Below are 17,178 nucleotides of genomic sequence, written 5' to 3' on the forward strand. Positions count from 1 at the left end.
GCCCACGCCCCCGCCGCCTGCGCCCCCGCCCGTGGCGTAATTGCCCAGTACCTGCACGCCATCGAGCGTGAGCTGGCCCGCGTTGTGGATGCCCGCGCCCAGCGACGAGCCCGATTGCCAGGTCCCGTTCCAGGCAATGCCCTGGCCCGCCAGCAGCCCGCGCGTGACGGTGAGCTGGTGCACGGTGGCGGTCACCCCCGCGTTCACCTGCAGCACGCGGCCCTTGAGCTGGCCGTCGAGCGTGACGCCGCGGCCTTCGATGATCACGTTGCTGTCGATGACCAGCGGCGCATCCAGCTCGATGCGCTGGCCCGCCACCGGCGCCAGGTCGATGGTCTGGGTACCCGGGACGGAGGCCGCCAGCGCCAGCGCATCGCGCAGCACGCCGGCGGCGGCGTTCTCGGCCTGGGCGCTGGCGCAGGCCAGCAGCGCGGCGGTGGCCAGCGTGGTGGCGATGAAGGATGTGAAGGAGGGAATCCGCTGTGAATGTCTATGCATCGGCTTTTGTTTCGGTACCAGATGGGGTGCCTGTGCCGGTTCACTCCAGCAGCACGGCCAGCTTGTTGACGAGGTCGAGGCTGGTGGGGGTGACGACGTCCATCGGCGCGCGATCGGGCGCGTAGTTGAGCGTCTGCGTCAGGCTCTCGCCGGTGGTGGTGGCATTCAGGGGCAGTAGCATCAGGTAGGTATATGAGCCTCCGATGCCGACCACCTGACCGTCGCTCATGCGCCGCCAATCGCGGTGAGTGGGCAGCCGGAAGGCGTTGTAGGTGGCATCGGACCTTGCGCTGTTGTCGTAGTCGTTTTTAGTGAAATCGCGCACCGCCGCCGAGTGCGCGGCGGTGTAGAGGGTTTCTCCGCTTTCAAACCTGCTCACATAGTCGCCAGGCAGTTTGATCGTGGGCGCGTTGTACTTTTGCAGGCGCGCGGGGTCGTTGCTGGCATTGGGGAAGTACACCGAGTAATCCCAGTCCAGGTGCGGCAAGAAGTTGTTGTCGGCACTCGTCATGACCGTGCGCATGTCCTTGTTGCCCAGCGGCTGGTAGTCCAGCCATTTGGGCACCAGGCTCGGGGTGACGGGCGTGTCGCCGTCGAAGGGCCGCGTCACCCACCGGGCGCCGTAGATGGCCTGGTAGGCCCCGAAGTGCTGCACGAACACCAGCGACGGCGCCTGGCTCTGGTTGAAGACATAGACCGGGTACCAGGGCGTCTGCAGGGTCTTCATGCCATTGCGGTAGAGCGTGAGCGGGTCGGCGTTGGGGTTGGTGAAATCGATCGCCACCACGCCCTCCTTGCCCCGTTGCCCGCCGCGCTCTTGCGACAGCGCGGTCCAGGTGACCAACTGCATGCCGCCGCTGCCGTCGGGATTCCAGCGCATCGGCAGATAGCCGCCGGGCGCGGCGGTCCACGCCTTGCCCTTGGCGGGGTCGAGCAGGGTGCCCACCACGTAGTGGTAGTAGTCGATGTCTTGCAGGCTCTGGTACAGCTCGCTTTGCGCCGAGGCGGCGGCGGTGCCGAGCATTGCTTTCTTGTAGCCTGCCAGCACGGCGGGCGTCAGGTCGGTGCCCTGGCTCAGGGCCAGGGCCACGAGGTCGTAGGCGCGGGTGGATGCCTTCTGGAAGAACTCGTGGTAGCGCACGCTCATCTGGGGCGTGACGTTGCTGACCGGAATGTTGGCGAGAAAGGCCAGGTAGGAGTCGAGCTTGCCGAGCTTTTCGCTCACCAGCATGATTTCCATCAGGTTGGGGAAGCTGCCGATGGCCTTGTCGATGCCGGGAATGTCCAGGTCGGGGCGCAACTGGGGGATGACGGCGTCGTAGGGCATCGTCTCGAAGCCGCTGACGAACATCTTGTCGAAGCGCACCAGGTTGCCGTCGCCTGCACCGGCCTGCGGCGGGTGTTGGAGTTGCTGGTTCTGCCGGGCACGCTCCTTGAGATCGTCCAGCTCGGCGATGAGCTGGAGGTAGGCATCGCCACCCAGGCCTGATTGCAGCAGCGCCTTGTCGTTGACGATCAGCGGTTGTTCTTCCACTCGCTTCTTCGCGCGCGCGAGTTCTTCCGCATCCTGGGCGGCTTTCTTCTTGTCGGCCAGGTACTCCTTCCACTGGTCGTAGGAGGTAAAGGCCGTGTCCGGCGGGGCTTCCTCGTCGTGGTGGGGGCCGACTGGGGTGGGCAGCTTCACGCCAGGGTCCTTGGGCAGGCTGCCCATGGGTGGCACCAGGGAGCTGCCCTGGTCCTTGAGCATGGCCTGGATGCTGCCGACCCAGGCCGTGGTGTCGGCCACGCCGGCGGGCTTTGCCTCGGCCTGGACTTGCACGTTCTGCAGCGCCCTGGCCCAGCCGTTTTGCTTGTAGTACTGCACGGTGGCGCTGCCGCCTGCGCCGCCCGCCAGCGTCTGGTACTGGGCCGACAGCGAGGCGCCGTATTGCGCCTCGGTATTGCCGTCGGCGCTGCTGAACGACATCTGGCCGCTGCCGATGGCCTGGTTCATCGAGGTGGTCTGCGAGACGAAGGCGTCGCCGTTGACGGCGTAGAAGTCGGCGATGGCACTTTCAATCTTGCCGCGCAGCTCGGTCATCTGGCGCACCAGCACGGTCTGGATGGAGGCGTCGGCGCACAGCGCGTACTGCGCCTTCAGGTCGGCAAACACGCTTTGCATGCGCGTGAGGATCTGGATGTTGGCGTAGGGATCGGTGTCGGCGTACTTGTAGCGGCTGACATTGACGCTGGTGGTGTAGGGCTTGCCGCCGCAGATGCCGGAGGGCGTGCTCTCGGTGGTGGCGACGTAGCCGCGCAGCAGTTCGTCGGTGAGCTTGGTGCCGATGAGGTAGCCGGTGAAGTTCTCGCTGCCGCTGAAGCCGCTGCCGAGGATGGAGACGATGTTGTTGGTGTTGGCCGACACCATCTGCACGCTTACGGTGCCGTCGGACTGGGTGCCCCGCCGGGCGTTGGCCTGGTGGTAGGCGGCCGCGGCCTTGGCGCCGCCAAATGAGCCGGAGGCCGAAACGTCGAGGCTGAACTGGTCGGCGGACGTGCTGGCGGCCTTGCTGCTGGTGATGCGCAGCACGGTTTTCTGCTGCGAGCGGGTGGTGTCCACGTTCAGGCGGCTGTCTTCCTTGAGCCGCCCCAGGTCGAAGATGGGGCGCAGGTTGTAGGTGGACTGGGCCGAGTTGATGCCGGAGCCGACCGAGAGGGACTTGATGGTCTCGGGCGTGATGGCGGTGCCCTTGCCTGCGGTCAGCAGGTAGCGGTCGAAGTCCTCCTCGTCCATGGAAGCGTGCGCGGCCAGCGTGGGGTAGCGCGAGGCGTGGGTGGGCGGCGCATCGTCCGAGCCGCCGCCGCAGCCAGCGACAAGGAGCAGGCTGGCCAGCGCGGTGGGCAGCATGGCGGGGAGCGTTTTGTTTTTCTGCATGCAAATAGTCCGTTTTTCATAGCTGCCTGCGCTTGTCCAGAAAGCGCCAGGCGGCTGTTTGACTGATGAACCGTCAGGGCAGGTACTTCACTGGATCGGGGTAGCTCAGGTGGTTCTTGATGACGGCCTGGTCGTTTTCACGCGCCTGGTTGGGGTTGGCGTTGACGCACCAGGTGTCGGACTTCGGGTGCTTGGCGCCCTGCGGGGTGACGACGCTGCACGCGGCCTTGTCCACGATGGTGGCTTTGTTCGACGGGCAGCCCGACAGCGCGCCGGTGCACTTGGCGAACTTTTCCTTGACCAGCACGGTGTAGACGTTGTCCTCCGTGTCGGTAAAGCGCACCTTCACGGGGTACGAGGGCACGGTGCCGACGCGAAAGCCGCTGATCTGGCTGTTGTCGGGCATGGTCACGTCCTGCTTGTCCTTGTCGCAGTTCGGGTCGCCGGGGTCGGCGCCCAGCGCGCAGACACCGTATTTCTTGATGAGCGGCACGTTCTGGCGGTTCACCAGCGACAGGGGCACGCCCAGGCCGAGCGAGAAGCCATCGGCGTAGTTGAAGGACTTTTCGTTCTCCAGCCCCGGCGTGCCGCCCACGGTGAAGACCAGGCCGCTGCCCAACTCGCTCATGAAGCCCACGGCGTCATCCACCGAGAAGCCGTAGGCGCTCATGTCCAGGTCGTCGTGGATGAGCTTGACGTAGGGGTTGAAGGCGAGCTTGGGGTTGGCCTGCACGGCGCTCTGCTTGTAGTTGTATTGCAGGTCCTCGATGTAGAGGGTCTGCACGTAGGCGTGGTCGCGGCCGTTCGCCTTGGTGTCCACCAGCTTGTTGGCGCCCGCTCCGCAGCCTTCGTTGAAGGGCACCCAGCCGTAGATGTGCTTGACGGCCTCCCAGTACTTGAACTCGGCAACGTGCGTGGGCGGCGCGCTGCCCTGGCAGGCGCCGCTGGCATACAGGGTCCGGTACTTCTGGTGGTTCTGGGCGAAGAAGTCCTTGACCAGGGCCATGTTGTCCCGCATGGTCAGCGGGGCGGGGCAGTCTTGCGGGTACTTCTTGCTGGTGTAGGCGCTGAGGTCTTCACTGCCCCAATCGACGCAGGCGCCCCACAGGTCCTGGATGTTCTGCACCGCCTGGCCCCACTGCATGCCGCGCTGCGCTTCGGGGGTGGCGCATGCGCCGTCCTTGGCTATGCACTGCATCACCGTGAGCACCGGGGGGTTCTTGCCGTCGGCGGGCTTGACGGGCACGTCCGGGTCTTCGACCAGGTAGCCGCCGCGCTGGGCAAAGATGTTGTAGCCGCCGGGCAGGCGCCGCTCGCTCATGTTGTAGACCGGCCAGCCTTCGCCCAGGCCGCCGGGCTGGAGGAATCTGCCCAGGGCAGAGCGGAATTCACCCAGTTTCTTGGCCGAGCCGCTGTAGCCGATGTAGGGGTTGCCGCGCACGCCGATGGCCACGGGCATGTAGACGTGATCGACGTACGAGATGTTGTAGCCCACGTTCTCGGGCTTGAGCAGCCGCGTGCTTTGCCCGGCGGGGATGATGGAGTCGCCGAAGGTGTATTCGGAGAGCTGGGCGAACACGTCTTCCTGGAACTGCACGGGGCTGGTGTAGGTGCTCAGGCTGCACGCGGTGCCCTGGCCCTGGCATTCCACGTCGGCGGGCGTGGCCGCGGGCTTGTCTTCGCTGCCGCGCAGGCGCTTGTTGCGGTCGGCCAGCAGCACGCGCCCGCCGTTCCACCAGGTGACGTACTTGCCCGGCGAAAGCTCGCTGAACAAAGGCAGCGTGATGGTGACCTGCGTGCCCGGCGCGATGCCCTGGCCGTCGTTGACGTAGAGCTTGTAGACCTCCGTCGTGGGAAAGGGCTCGGTGGTGCGCTGGCAGCCCTGCACCCACTCGTTGACGGCGTTCGTGCTGGTGGCCAGCACCGGGTAGATCTGGCCTTCGGAGTTGTTGCGGATGGTGATGGTCTTGGGAGCCACCGCCATGTCCTTCATGTCGTAGTCCTTGCAGGTGACGAAGCCTTTGGGCGCACCCGCGCCCGGCGGCGGCGCGGTTTCGCCGCCGGGGTTGGAGCCGCTGCCGCCTCCGCAGCCAGCCAGGGTCAGCGTGAGCAGCAACAGGGCCGTGGTTGCGTGGTGCCGGGCCGTGCCCGGTGGAGATGAGATGTGCATTTCAGAGACTCCTCGTCGATGTTGGGTGTTGTTGTGCAGGGAATGGACCCACCGTCATCGGCCATCGGCCACGCGCTCGAAAAGCCCGTGCGCCAGGTCTTCGGCGTAGAACTCGACCTGCATGCGCCCCGGGCCGTCCAGGCTGAACTGCACGGCCGAGACGGAGCCGGGCGGAGCGTTCTCGCCCTGCAGGTCGAAGGCGAACAGGTCGCCGTCGTGGTGGCGCAGGCGGTGGCGCACCTGGGCGGGGCCGATGACGAGATCGAGCGCCGTGCCGTCCGCACCGAGCACCACCCGGGCATCGCCGTAATAGGCGTTGGCGTAGCGCCCGGCATAGCGGGCCAGGGGCTGGGGTGGCGTGGGCGTTGCAGGCGCGGGCTGGCCGGCCAGGTGGCCCAGCGGCCGGTACATCTCGTGCATCCTGGCCTGCATGGTGGCCAGCCAATCGGTGCCGGCCACATCGCCCCAGGCCTGTTCGCCAAAGGCCAGCGCAATGGCCTCGGTCAGGCCACGCGGCTGCGCGTTGGTGAGCACGGTGATGCCCAGCCCGGCCTGCGGCCACAGGATGAACGCGGTATGTGCGCCGAGCAGGAAGGCGCCGGAATGCGAAACGCTGGGGTGGCCGTGCGGATCCGGCCCCACGTTGAAGCCATAGCCGTAGCCGCCGCCAGGGCGGGCCGTCAGCGCCGCTTGCAGCGCGGCGGGGTCGGCGAGCTGCTGGCCCTGGTATTGGCCCTGCGCCAGCACCAGCGCCATCCAGCGCGCCATGTCGGCCGCGCTGGCGCTGGCGCCGCCGGCGGGCGACTGCGCATCGGGCTGGCGCGGGGGCTGCTGCACGGCATAACGCGCGGGCTGCGCGCCGTAGCTGTCGTAGCTGTCGTAGCTTAGGCCCACTTGCACATGGCCCCAGGCGCGGTTGGCCCGGGCGGCGAAGTCGGCGTAGCGCGAACTGGCGTGGGCCATGCCCAACGGCTGGTACAGGGCCTGTGCGGACAGCGTGGCCCAGTCGGTGCCGCGTGCCTGGGCCAGTGCCTCGCCAGCGGCCGTCAGGCCGAAGTTGGTATAGGCGTAGCTGCCGTAGGGGTGGAGGGCGGCGTGGCGCAGGCGCTGCAGGATGTCGCCGCGCGCGTAGCCCAGGTCTTCAAGCGGGTCGCCCGCATGGTCGGGCAGGCCGCTGCGGTGGGCGAACAGATCGCCCAGGCTCAGGCGGGCGTTGTCCTGCGCCTCGGGGTAGGCCAGCGCGAAGCCGGGCAGCAGCCGCTGGACGGGCGTGTCCCAATCCACGCCGGGGGGCATCTGCGCGGCCATCACCGTGGCGGCGAGGGACTTGGATACCGAGGCGAGCTGGAACACCGTATCGGCATCCACGGCCTCGCTGCCGTCCACCCGCCGCAGGCCGAAGCCCTTGGCATACACCGTCCGGCCGCCATGCACTACCGCAACGGCCACGCCGGGCACGCCGGTGCGCTCCATCCATTGCGGCACCAGGGTATCGAGCCGGGCGGTGGCCTGGCGCACCGTGCTGGCGTTGGGCTCAGCGCGGTTGCCGCCGCCGCAGGCCGCCATGACGGCAGCCAGCAGCGCGGCGGTGGCGGCGGAACGGAGAAGGTGAAGCGTCCGCATGCTCAGCCGCCGAACCGTTCGTCCAGCCAGTCCATCGACACGGCGGCGGAATAGGCCAGGTTGCCGGTCTGGCAGTGGCCTTCGACCCCATCTTCGGCGGTGAAAACGTGGCGCCAGACCGGGCCGCCGACGGCGCGCTGGAAGCGCTCGCACTGTGCCAGTGGCTCTGCCCCCTCGCCCGAGCCCACCAAGGCCAGCGAGGGGCAGCGGATGTTGCGCAGGCTGGCATCCTGAACCTGGAAGTCGTGCAGGCGCAGGTAGGCCTGGCGGAAACTGGCCTGGCCCAGGCGCACGATCAGGTTGCGCATCATCTCGCGGGTCTGCGGAGGAATGGCGCTGTCGGGGATGTGGTCGATGTCTTGCAGCCGCACGTCCTCGGCATCGGGCAGCAGGGCCGGGTCGAACCCCACGAACGAGGCCATGTAGGCGTGCAGATCGACGATGGGCGAGTTGGCGATGAGGGCGCGCACGCGCGGCTCGTGCGCGGCGATGCGGGTGGCGAAGTAGCCGCCGAAGCTGATGCCCATCAGCGCCACGCGGCGCGGGTCGGTCTCGCGGCGCGCCAGCACGTAGTCCAGCGCCAGGCGGCCCACGTGCTCGTATTCGGGGATGAAGGCCAGGCCGGGGTTAAAGCGCAGCGTGTCCATCTGCCCCGGGCCGGTGAACAGCAGCAGGTGGTAGCCGCGCTCCAGCGCCGCCAGGCCGTAGGACAGCCAGGTTTCCTCCAGCGTGCCGTCGTAGCCGCTGATGAGCAGCAGCGTCTTGCCGGGGCGCCCGGGCCGCTGGCCCTGCGGGCGGGGCGCGCGCGCATAGTACGCGGGCAGTTGCGCGCCGCCGAAGGGCAGAAAAACCTCCTCCACGTCCTGCCCGCGCACGGCGGCCAGAAAGCATTCACGGCTCTTGCGGCCCAGGCGCGTGTGCTCAGGGTCCAGCACGCCGCAGTAGTACTCGGCGGCGCGGTAGCTGTTGCAGGCCACCAGGTACTGTTCGCGCGCGCTGACGACATGGCCCCGCAGGGCGCGGGCCTGGGCGTCGGCCTCCTGGCGCTGGGCGGCTGCGCTGAACTCCGCCACCCAACTGGCCGGCACGCCGTCCTGTATGCGCCGCGCCAGCGCCAGGCATTCACCCACCGCCGCGCCGCCGTACCGCGCCGTGCCCAACTGGCGCATCAACTGGAAGTCCATCTCGGCGTTGGCAAAGCCCGCCACGCGGGTGCTGCCGCGCTCCATTTTGTCGCCGGTCCGGGATTGCGCCCCCACCGGCAAAGCCAGGCAGGCGGTGGCAGCGGCCATGAAGTGACGACGGCGCGGCAAGTGCAAAGACAGATCCTTCATGGCGTATTCCCAACTAGACGGTTGCTGGCGGTGCTTGGTCGGCCTCCTCGCCATGCAATTGCCATGTTGTGAAAAATTCTAAAATTTCCCGTCAATCCATGGGCCGCTTCTTTTCTGTCAAATGCTGTCAAAACCTACCAATCAACAGTAATCGGTTGGTATATTTCAAAAAATCAATCCATTCGGTGGGAATAACTCCTTGTCAAATGCATCTTCCTTGTCACGTAGCTGTTGTTGAAGACCATGCCGGATTACTGGCAGATCTCGTGGAGTTTCTGGAACTGCGCGGCTTTTTGGTGCGCGGCTTCGACAATGCAGAGAGTTTTTTCTCTGTTTGGCCGGCAGTGCATTTCGATTTGCTGTTGCTGGACGTGGCATTGCCGGGTGCCAGCGGATTGGAAATTGCGCAACGGGTTCGGTCCCATGACGCGAACAACGCGACAGGCGTCGTCATGCTGACGGCGCTGGATGCCAATGACGATCAGGTGCTCGGCTTCAATGCGGGCGCCGACGTCTATCTTTCCAAGCGCAGTTCCCTGGATGTCATTGAAGCGGCCTGCCATGGCGTGCTGCGCCGCCTGAGGCGGCATGAGGCCGGCCGCCCGGCCATCCCCGCCGAGCAGCTCTGGCGTCTTCACCCCAAAGATTGGCGGCTGGATACGCCCAATGGCATGGCGCTCGATCTGACCCATGCCGAGGTGCGATTGCTGTGCGCGCTGTGCAAAACGCCTGGCAAGGCCGTGACCCGAGAGGCTTTGCTGGTGCACCTGGACAAGCAGGAAACACCCTTTACCCTGCGCAACCTGGACAACACCGCCAGCCGCCTGCGGCGCAAGGTGCAGGCGGCTTGCGGACTGGAGCTGCCCCTGCGGCCCAGCTATGGGAAGGGCTACACCTTTGCCGCGCATTGCGAGCTGGCACCGTGAAGCGCGGCTGGCCCGGTTTACGGCTCCTGCTGTGCTGGCTGCCGCTGTGGTTGGCGATGCCGGCCAGCGCCCCGGCTCAGGCCCTGCCTGAGCCCTCCTATTCGGCCCCGGTTTCGCTGGAGGGGCGGCTGGAGCATTTCGCGGATGCGAGCGGGGCTCTGCCCTTCGAGGCGGTTTCACAAGCGGATTTCGTCCGCTCGCACTTCGTCCGCCTGCCCGAGTTCCGCAGCCTCGGCTATGGCACGGACTCGCATTGGTTCCACGTCGAATTGGGGCCAGAAGACAGTGACCCATCGCATCGCGTGCTCACCATCGGCTCGCCGGAGCTGGAAGCATTGGATGTCTGGGTGCAGCGCCAGGACGGCAGCTTCGAAGCACATGCGCTGGGCTATCACCGCACCTACGAAAGTCGCCCTCTGACGCGCTTGTCCGTGCTGCCGCTGGACACCTTCCCCGGCATGCACATCTATTTCCGCGTGCGCACGACCAATGCCATCAGCATGTATGCCGAACTGCTCCCTGCGGAGGCATTCACCAGTGGCGAGACCCGTGCCAACTTTTTCCACGGCCTGTACTTTGGCATCCTGCTCATTGCCGTGGCGCTGTATGCCATCCTCGGGGCGCGATTACAGGACGCGGTGATGGCCGCCTATGCGGGCTACGTGGCATCGCAACTGCTATTCCACCTGGGTGCGACGGGCTATCTGCCCGTGCTGCTCGCGGGTCGGTCGGCCTGGCTCATGGACGCATTGCCTCGCATCGGCTGGCTGGGTGCGGCTGCGTTCATCGTGTTGATGTGGGATCGGCTGCTCCAGCTCAAAGCCACCCATCCGCGCATCCACCGCCTGTACCTGTTCACGGTCGCCTTGAACCTGGTCTTGCTTTTCTTCGCACTGCAGCCGTCGCTGGTGACGAACGCTGTGCTGCTGGTCGTGAAGTCTGCGAATTACCTCAACGTACTGAACTTCGTGATCGCCATGGGCCTGCTGGCGCAAGCCTGGCGACGCGAGCACCGCGCCGAGTGGATGATCTACCTGATCGCCTTCGTCATCCCTGCGCTCGGCGCGCTGGTCAACACCATGACCAACCAAGGCTTGCTGCCCTGGAATGCCGCGACGGCCCACTTCTACCAGGTCGCCGCGCTGGTGCATGTCCTGGTCATGAGCTATGGGCTGGCGCTGCGCCTGCGCCAATTGCAGCAGGACAAGGCCGCAGCGGAGCAGGAGATCGCCATCGTCACCCAGCGGGCCCAACAGCAGCGGCACTTCGTCGCCATGCTCTCCCATGAATTCGGCAACCCGCTGGCGGCGATTGACCGCGCCGCGCAGATGTTGCAGCTCAACTCGCCGCACATGCCGCCGAAGGACGCGCAGAGGCTGACGCTGATTCGCGGCAACGCGGCGACGCTGTCCGGTTTCGTCGAACGCTTTCTCATGACCGAGGCCCTGGACAATGGCGCCCTGTCGCTGTCGCGCATGCCATGCCGCATTCGCCAGATGCTGGAGGACACCATTCGCCAGCAGCCTGCAGACCTTCGTTCGCGCCTTCATCTGAAGGAATGTTCTGAAGGCACGTTCGAGGTGGACAGCACCTTGATCGGCGTTGCGATCGGCAATTTGCTCACCAACGCCTTGCGTTATTCGCCTCCCGACAGTCCGGTCGAAATCGCTGCCATCCGGGACGACTCTGGGTTGCGCATTCGCGTTGCCGATCACGGCCCTGGCCTGGATGCCGGCGAACTGGACAAGCTGGGGGCGCCATACTTCCGTGGCGCTGCGGCGTTGGGCAAGAAGGGCAGCGGGCTGGGCTATCACTTCACCCGGCGCATTGTGGAGGCCCACGGCGGCACGCTGACGGCCCGATCCGGCACGGATGCAGGGTTGGAAGTGGAGATTTTTCTGCCTCGTTGAATCCTTGTTTCTCCTCTGGCAAAGCATCACGATCCCCCTGGCTGGCGACCGAGATTCCACGACACGCCGCCACCGCGCACGGTGGCGGCGAACTGCTGGCCCAGGTGCTGTTCGATCACGGATTTCCACGGCACCAGGCTGAACCCCATGCCGTCATCGAGCATCACGTAGCGCCCGCTGGCGAGCATGACGCTGCGGCGGTAGATGCCGGCCACGCGCTGGCCGTCCGCGACGAGCCGATGCTCCAGGCCGGTTTTCGCCGCTATGTCCTTGGCGGCCTGGGCCAGTTCACGGTTGCGCAGCGTGCCCAGCAGGTTGCGCGCCAGAATCACACGCTGCCCGCGCCGCTCGACCAGGCCCTGTTCGGCGAGGAAGTCGGCGCGCTGCTGCATCGCCTGCTTGGCCTCGGCGTCAAAGCCCAGGTCGCCTAGGCCCGTGCCGCCACCGATCAATTGCTGATCGAGCCAAGTGGCGCCGATCACGTGGGACTGGCGCTCGATAGTCCGCCCTGAACAACCCGCAAGCCGTTGATCTGGTTCGCAGTTCTTCGGGTTGTTGAACGCAGGATTTGCAAGGTATGGTTCTGCCAACGCCTGTTTTCTTGCAAATTCCACCAAGGATTCCCATGGGGCCAAAGCCTTCACAGCCGCAAACGGCCGAGTTGTTCCGTCCACGGCTGGACGAGCAGATCAACATGCCTCACCCGCTGGTCAAGCTGGCGGCGTTGATCGACTGGCCCGAGGTCGAGCGCTCGTTCGCGGTCTCGTTCACTTCTGCGTGTGGCCGGCCCGCCTTGCCGCCGCGCCTGATCGCAGGGCTGCTGTACCTGCAGCACACTTTCGATGCCTCCGACGAAACCGTGGTGAACACCTGGGCGGAGGACCCGTACTGGCCGTCGAGCCTGACGCGCTGGAGAAAGCGCGTGGGAGAAGAAGGCGTGGAGACGCTGCTGGCCGCCAGCATCGACGCCGCCCGTGGCGGCGTGATCCAGAAGGCCAGCACGCAGCAGGTGATCGTGGATACCACCGGCATGCCCAAGGCCGACAGCCGACTGCTGGACAAGAGCCGCCAGCACCTGGTCAAGGCAGCGCAAGACCACGGACTGCGGCTGCGCCAGAACTACAACCGGGTGGCCCCGCGCCTGGCCGCGCAGCTCGGGCGTTATGCGCACGCCAAGCAGTTCAAGCGCATGCGCCCCGCCGTTTGCCGGGCGGCGTGGGGGAATTGGTCGCAGGCGGGGCGCGGACCAGCCTGCGGCAAGGAGACGCTGGAGATGGTGCGGCCCGGGCGTGGGGGCCGCAGCTGGATGGCGTTACCGCTCGGGTGCTTGCCTGCCCAGGCGCAGCTCGCTGACCAGCACCCCGCCCACGATCAGCGCGGCCCCCAGAATCGCCAGCCCCGGCAGCCGGTCGCCGGCCATGCGTCCCACGATGCCGGCCCAGACCGGCTCGCTGGCATAGATCACGGTGGCGCGTGTGGGCGACAGGGATTTCTGGGCCCAGTTCATGGTCAGCTGGATCAGGATGCTGGCGCAGGCCATGGCCACGGCGGCCGTCAGCCAGACCCACGAGAAATCAGGCACCGACTCGCCAGCCACGGGCATGGCCAGCAGCGCCATGGTGCCGGCCGCCAGCAACTGCACCGTGGTCACGCGCCGCGCATCGACCTTGCCCGCGAAATGCCCGATCAGCAGCACCTCGGCCGCAATCGCCAGCGTGCTCAGCATGGTTGCCATCTCGCCCACGTTCAACTCCATGCCGCCGGACTCCGGCCCCGCCACCAGCATGAGTCCCGTGAAGGCCAGCCCGATGCCTATCCAGCTCATCAGGCGCGGTGGCTTGCCCATGACCAGCCATTGCAGCAGCGGCACCAACGGCACATACAGCGCCGTCAGGAATGCCGACTTGCTGCTGCTGATGGTCTGCAGCCCGAAGGTCTGCAGGCCATAGCCCAGGAAGATGCTGGCGCCGATGGCGATGCCTGCCACCAGTTCGGTGCGCGTGAGCCCGGCCATGGCCTTGCGGAACACCAGCAGCCCGATCAAACCCGCCGTGACAAAGCGCAGGCCCACAAAGAACAGCGGCCCGCTGTACTGCATGGCCAGGTGGACCACGAGAAAGGTGCCGCCCCAGACCATGGTGACGGCGATCAGGGCCAGCTCCTGCCGGCTCAACAGCGGCGTGCGCGAACTGTGAGATGATGATGTGTGCAACATATTGCGCACATCATATGAGAAGTATATTGCACAGCGCTGGCGAGCGCTCCGATGTCCTGGCTTTCGTCAGCGAAAACCTGCGCCGCCTGCGCCAGCGTGCAGGCCTGAGCCAGGCGGCCCTGGCCGAGGCCGCAGGCCTGAGCCGGCGCATGGTCGTGCAGCTGGAAGGGGGAGACACCAATATCAGCCTGTCCAGCCTGGACCGGCTGGCCGACGCGCTGGGCGCCAGCTTCATCGAAATCGTCAGCGACCCGGCCGCGCAGCGCCTGCGCATGGACGCCATGGCCTGGCGCGGCAGCCGGCCCGAAAGCCAGGCCATGCTGCTGGGCAGTGTGCCCGCTACGCGCGAGGCCCAACTGTGGTCATGGTCCCTGGGCCCCGGCGAACGCTACCAGGCCGAACCCGATCCCGAAGGCTGGCACGAGATGATCGTGGTGATCGAGGGCCGCCTGCTGGTGGACCTGAGCGAAGGCCCCATGACCATCGAGGCCGGCGACTACGCCATCTACGGCAGTGCCCAGGACTACGCCTATGTGAACCTGCACGAAGGCGTGACGCGCTTCATCCGCAATGTGATCTCCTGAGTGGGCAGGGAGTCTGATCCATAAGAGTTTCTTATCCTTGCAGCCCTGAACTTGTTGTTGGAACTGCGCGCAAGCCTCTGACATCATGGCCATCCATAAGCAGAGCAATGGAGACAAGCCATGGATGCCAAAGTGCAGCCCCCCGGGCTGGAAGACGCAGCGCAGCGCAACCGCCGCCATATGCAGGAGCGCCTGGACGAGGTGCGGCAGCTGGAGCAGCGCGCCGTGCAGCGTTCGGCGCGCGCGGCGCGGCAGTTCCATGCCCGTGGCAAGCTGCTGCCGCGCGAGCGGCTGGCGCACCTGCTTGATGCCGACAGGCCTTTCCATGAACTGATGTCCCTGGCCGGCTACTGCAGCCTGGAGGACCCGGACCCCGCCACCAGCGTGCCCGGCAGCGCCTTGATCACGGGCATAGGCCATGTCTCGGGCGTGCGCTGCATGGTGGCCGTCAATGATGCGGGCATCAGCGCCGGCGCCATGCAGTCGCTCACGGGGCAGAAGCTCATGCGGGCGCAGGAGATCGCGCTGGCGCAAAAGCTTCCGCTGATCCAGCTGGTGGAGAGCGCGGGCGGCAATCTTCGCAAGTACCGGGTGGAGCGCTTCCTGGTGGGCGGCGGCATGTTCTACAACCTGGCGCGGCTGTCGGCGGCAGGGCTGCCCGTGGTGTCGCTGATCCATGGCTCCTCGGCGGCTGGCGGCGCCTACCTGCCGGGGCTGTCCGACTATGTGGTCATGGTGCGCGGCCAGGCCCGCGCCTACCTGGCAGGGCCCTCGCTGCTCAAGGCCGCCACGGGCGAGGAGGCCGGCGACGAGGAACTGGGCGGCGCCGACATGCATGCCGCCACCTCGGGCCTGGCCGATTACCTGGCCGACAACGACCTGGACGGCATCATGCGGGTGCGCGAGATCATGGCGCGCATAGGCTGGACCGATGCGCCGGCCCCCGCCTGGCGGGCACCGCGCCACGATGCCGAGGAGCTGCTGCAGATCATGCCGGCCGACACGCGCACGCCGGTGGACATGCGCGAGGTCATCGCGCGGCTGGTGGACGGCTCGGACTTCCATGCCTTCAAGGAGGCCTTCGGCGCCCAGACGGTCTGCGGCTACGCGGCCATCGAAGGGCGCGAGCTGGGCCTGCTCACCAACAACGGCCCGCTGGACAGCGACGGCGCCAACAAGGCCGCGCAGTTCATACAGCTGTGCGCCCAGCTGGGCCGGCCCCTGGTCTTCCTGCAGAACATCACGGGCTTCATGGTGGGGCGCGGCCATGAGGAGGCCGGAATGATCAAGCATGGCGCCAAGCTGATCCAGGCCTTGTCGAATGCTCCCGTGCCGCGCTTCACGGTGATGTGCGGCGCCTCCTATGGAGCGGGCAACTACGGCATGTGCGGGCGCGCCTTCCGGCCCGACCTGCTGTTTTCCTGGCCCAACGCGCGCACGGCCGTGATGGGCGGCGAGCAGGCGGCCATGACCATGCGCATGGTGGCCGAGGCCGCCGCACGGCGCGCGGGCGCCGAGCCCGATACGCAGGCGCTGGATGCCCAGGACCGGGACATCGTCCATGCCTTCGACTCGCAGTCGGGCGCCATCCACACCAGCAGCCTGCTGCTGGACGACGGCGTGATCGACCCGCGCGAGACACGCGCCTGGCTGGCCATGGCGCTGGCCACGGCGGCCGGTGCGCGCAGGCGCGACCTGCATCCCGTGCAGTTCGGCGTGGCCCGCCTTTAGAGCGCTGAGGGCGGCCCTGCCATCCCTTCCTGCCCGGTGGCGCGGCGCCCATGCCGCGCGGGCCCGGCTTCGCAAGTTCACAGCCCACCAAGGAGAGCACAGCATGATGACTTCCGACCATATCGCCCTGCAGGACAGCGTGCGCAGGCTGATCGCCAGGGAGATAGAGCCCCATGTCGAGGAATGGGAGGCGGCCGAGATCTTTCCCGCCCACGAGGTGTTCAAGAAGCTGGGCGCGGCGGGCTTGCTGGGCGTGAACAAGCCCGTGGAATATGGCGGCATGGGGCTGGACTACAGCTACGAGATCGCGTTCTGCGAGGCCATAGGCGGCATCAGCAGCGGCGGCGTGGGCATGGCCATTGCGGTGCAGACGGACATGGCCACGCCCGCGCTCACGCACTTCGGATCGGACGAACTGCGCCAGCAATTTCTCAAGCCCACGGTGGCGGGCGACATGGTGGTCTGCCTGGGCGTGTCCGAGTCGGGCGCGGGCTCGGACGTGGCCTCGCTCAAGACCACGGCGCGCAAGGACGGGGACGACTATGTCATCAACGGCTCCAAGATGTGGATCACCAACGCCACCCAGGCCGACTGGATGTGCCTGCTGGCCAATACCAGCGAAGGCGATGTGCACCGCAACAAGTCGCTGATCTGCGTGCCGCTGCGCGAGAACGGCAGGCTGCGCCCCGGCATCAGCATGCAGAAGATCCGCAAGGTGGGCATGTGGGCCTCGGACACGGCCCAGGTCTTCTTCGACGATGTGCGCGTGCCCCAGCGCTACCGCATCGGCGAGGAGGGCAAGGGCTTCACCTACCAGATGCGCCAGTTCCAGGAAGAACGCCTGAGCGGTGCCACGCGGCGGGTTACGGCGCTGGACAAGGTGATCGACGACACCATCGAGTACACGCGCCAGCGGCAGGCCTTCGGGCGCTCCATCCTCGACAACCAGTCCGTGCACTTCCGGCTGGCCGAGCTCAGGACCGAGGTGGAACTGCTGCGCTCGCTGATCTATCGCGCGGCCCAGGTCCACATGGGCGGCGGCGACATGACGCAACTGGCCTCCATGGCCAAGCTCAAGGCCGGGCGCCTGTGCCGCGAGGTCACGGACTCCTGCCTGCAGTACTGGGGCGGCATGGGCTTCACCTGGGACAACAGCGTCTCGCGCGCCTGGCGCGACCTGCGGCTGATCTCCATCGGCGGCGGCGCCGATGAAATCATGCTGACCATCATCTGCAAGCACATGGGCACCTTGCCCCGGCGTGCGGATTGAGCG

11 protein-coding genes and 2 pseudogenes are annotated in these 17,178 nt (G+C 66.8%); 6 read left to right on the forward strand and 7 right to left on the reverse strand.

Translation table 11 applies throughout. The features are described from left to right. The 5 genes from A9976_RS11905 to A9976_RS11925 all read right to left on the reverse strand — a co-directional run. Positions 1–498, reverse strand: a 498-nt coding sequence (locus A9976_RS11905; RefSeq protein ID WP_183019181.1) for a hypothetical protein, incomplete at its 3' end; no start/stop codon positions are given. A gap of 40 nt (positions 499–538) precedes the next feature. Then, entirely contained in the window at positions 539–3,412 is a 2,874-nt protein-coding gene (locus A9976_RS11910; RefSeq protein WP_183019182.1) for a hypothetical protein, read from the reverse strand. A gap of 73 nt (positions 3,413–3,485) precedes the next feature. Then, positions 3,486–5,582, reverse strand: coding sequence for a hypothetical protein (locus A9976_RS11915; protein WP_259649188.1), 2,097 nt, complete (start codon positions 5,580–5,582; stop codon positions 3,486–3,488). 54 nt (positions 5,583–5,636) lie between these two features. Then, entirely contained in the window at positions 5,637–7,205 is a 1,569-nt protein-coding gene (locus A9976_RS11920) for a serine hydrolase (protein ID WP_183019183.1), read from the reverse strand. Between the two features lie 2 nt (positions 7,206–7,207). Continuing rightward, positions 7,208–8,539, reverse strand: a complete 1,332-nt coding sequence (locus tag A9976_RS11925; protein ID WP_259649189.1) for a S9 family peptidase — start codon at positions 8,537–8,539, stop codon at positions 7,208–7,210. Positions 8,540–8,745: 206 nt separating this feature from the next. Here A9976_RS11925 and A9976_RS11930 point away from each other — a divergent pair, with 206 nt between their 5' ends. Together A9976_RS11930 and A9976_RS11935 are read left to right on the forward strand one after the other, a co-directional pair. Further along, positions 8,746–9,465: a response regulator transcription factor gene (locus A9976_RS11930; RefSeq protein ID WP_183019184.1), complete on the forward strand. Its 720-nt coding sequence runs from the start codon at positions 8,746–8,748 to the stop codon at positions 9,463–9,465. Beyond that, positions 9,462–11,375: a sensor histidine kinase gene (locus A9976_RS11935; protein ID WP_183019185.1), complete on the forward strand. Its 1,914-nt coding sequence runs from the start codon at positions 9,462–9,464 to the stop codon at positions 11,373–11,375. The genes A9976_RS11930 and A9976_RS11935 overlap by 4 nt, the downstream gene beginning before the upstream one ends. Before the next feature lie 26 nt (positions 11,376–11,401). Here the strand turns inward: A9976_RS11935 and A9976_RS11940 are convergent. After that, a pseudogene (locus A9976_RS11940) lies at positions 11,402–11,881 on the reverse strand (DUF3363 domain-containing protein); the annotation flags it as partial. Positions 11,882–12,000: 119 nt separating this feature from the next. Between A9976_RS11940 and A9976_RS11945 the strand changes: the two are divergent. Next, positions 12,001–12,579 (forward strand): annotated as a pseudogene (locus A9976_RS11945) (transposase); the annotation flags it as partial. Positions 12,580–12,687: 108 nt separating this feature from the next. Here the strand turns inward: A9976_RS11945 and A9976_RS11950 are convergent. Next, entirely contained in the window at positions 12,688–13,590 is a 903-nt protein-coding gene (locus tag A9976_RS11950; RefSeq protein ID WP_183019186.1) for a DMT family transporter, read from the reverse strand. 14 nt (positions 13,591–13,604) lie between these two features. Between A9976_RS11950 and A9976_RS11955 the strand changes: the two genes are divergently transcribed. The 3 genes from A9976_RS11955 (at position 13,605) to A9976_RS11965 (ending at position 17,175) form a co-directional block, all read left to right on the forward strand. Beyond that, on the forward strand, positions 13,605–14,174 hold the full coding sequence (locus A9976_RS11955) for a helix-turn-helix domain-containing protein (RefSeq protein ID WP_183019187.1): 570 nt from the start codon (positions 13,605–13,607) through the stop codon (positions 14,172–14,174). A gap of 120 nt (positions 14,175–14,294) precedes the next feature. Continuing rightward, complete coding sequence (locus A9976_RS11960; RefSeq protein WP_183019188.1) at positions 14,295–15,905, forward strand: acyl-CoA carboxylase subunit beta; 1,611 nt, start codon at positions 14,295–14,297, stop codon at positions 15,903–15,905. 103 nt (positions 15,906–16,008) lie between these two features. Next, a complete protein-coding gene (locus tag A9976_RS11965) occupies positions 16,009–17,175 on the forward strand; it encodes an acyl-CoA dehydrogenase family protein (protein ID WP_183019189.1) in 1,167 nt (388 codons plus the stop codon). Positions 17,176–17,178: the final 3 nt, after the last annotated feature.

Origin of the sequence: Delftia sp. UME58, from assembly GCF_014170385.1 — a bacterium.
GTDB lineage: Bacteria > Pseudomonadota > Gammaproteobacteria > Burkholderiales > Burkholderiaceae_C > Comamonas > Comamonas acidovorans.

Excerpts from the sequence above, each read along its gene's own strand:
- A9976_RS11920 (WP_183019183.1), bottom strand. The coding sequence starts at position 7,205 with ATGCGGACGCTTCACCTTCTCCGTTCCGCCGCCACCGCCGCGCTGCTG.
- A9976_RS11965 (WP_183019189.1), top strand. The coding sequence starts at position 16,009 with ATGATGACTTCCGACCATATCGCCCTGCAGGACAGCGTGCGCAGGCTG.
- A9976_RS11950 (WP_183019186.1), bottom strand. The coding sequence starts at position 13,590 with ATGTTGCACACATCATCATCTCACAGTTCGCGCACGCCGCTGTTGAGC.
- A9976_RS11955 (WP_183019187.1), top strand. The coding sequence starts at position 13,605 with ATGAGAAGTATATTGCACAGCGCTGGCGAGCGCTCCGATGTCCTGGCT.
- A9976_RS11910 (WP_183019182.1), bottom strand. The coding sequence starts at position 3,412 with ATGCAGAAAAACAAAACGCTCCCCGCCATGCTGCCCACCGCGCTGGCC.
- A9976_RS11960 (WP_183019188.1), top strand. The coding sequence starts at position 14,295 with ATGGATGCCAAAGTGCAGCCCCCCGGGCTGGAAGACGCAGCGCAGCGC.
- A9976_RS11915 (WP_259649188.1), bottom strand. The coding sequence starts at position 5,582 with ATGCACATCTCATCTCCACCGGGCACGGCCCGGCACCACGCAACCACG.
- A9976_RS11925 (WP_259649189.1), bottom strand. The coding sequence starts at position 8,539 with ATGAAGGATCTGTCTTTGCACTTGCCGCGCCGTCGTCACTTCATGGCC.
- A9976_RS11930 (WP_183019184.1), top strand. The coding sequence starts at position 8,746 with ATGCATCTTCCTTGTCACGTAGCTGTTGTTGAAGACCATGCCGGATTA.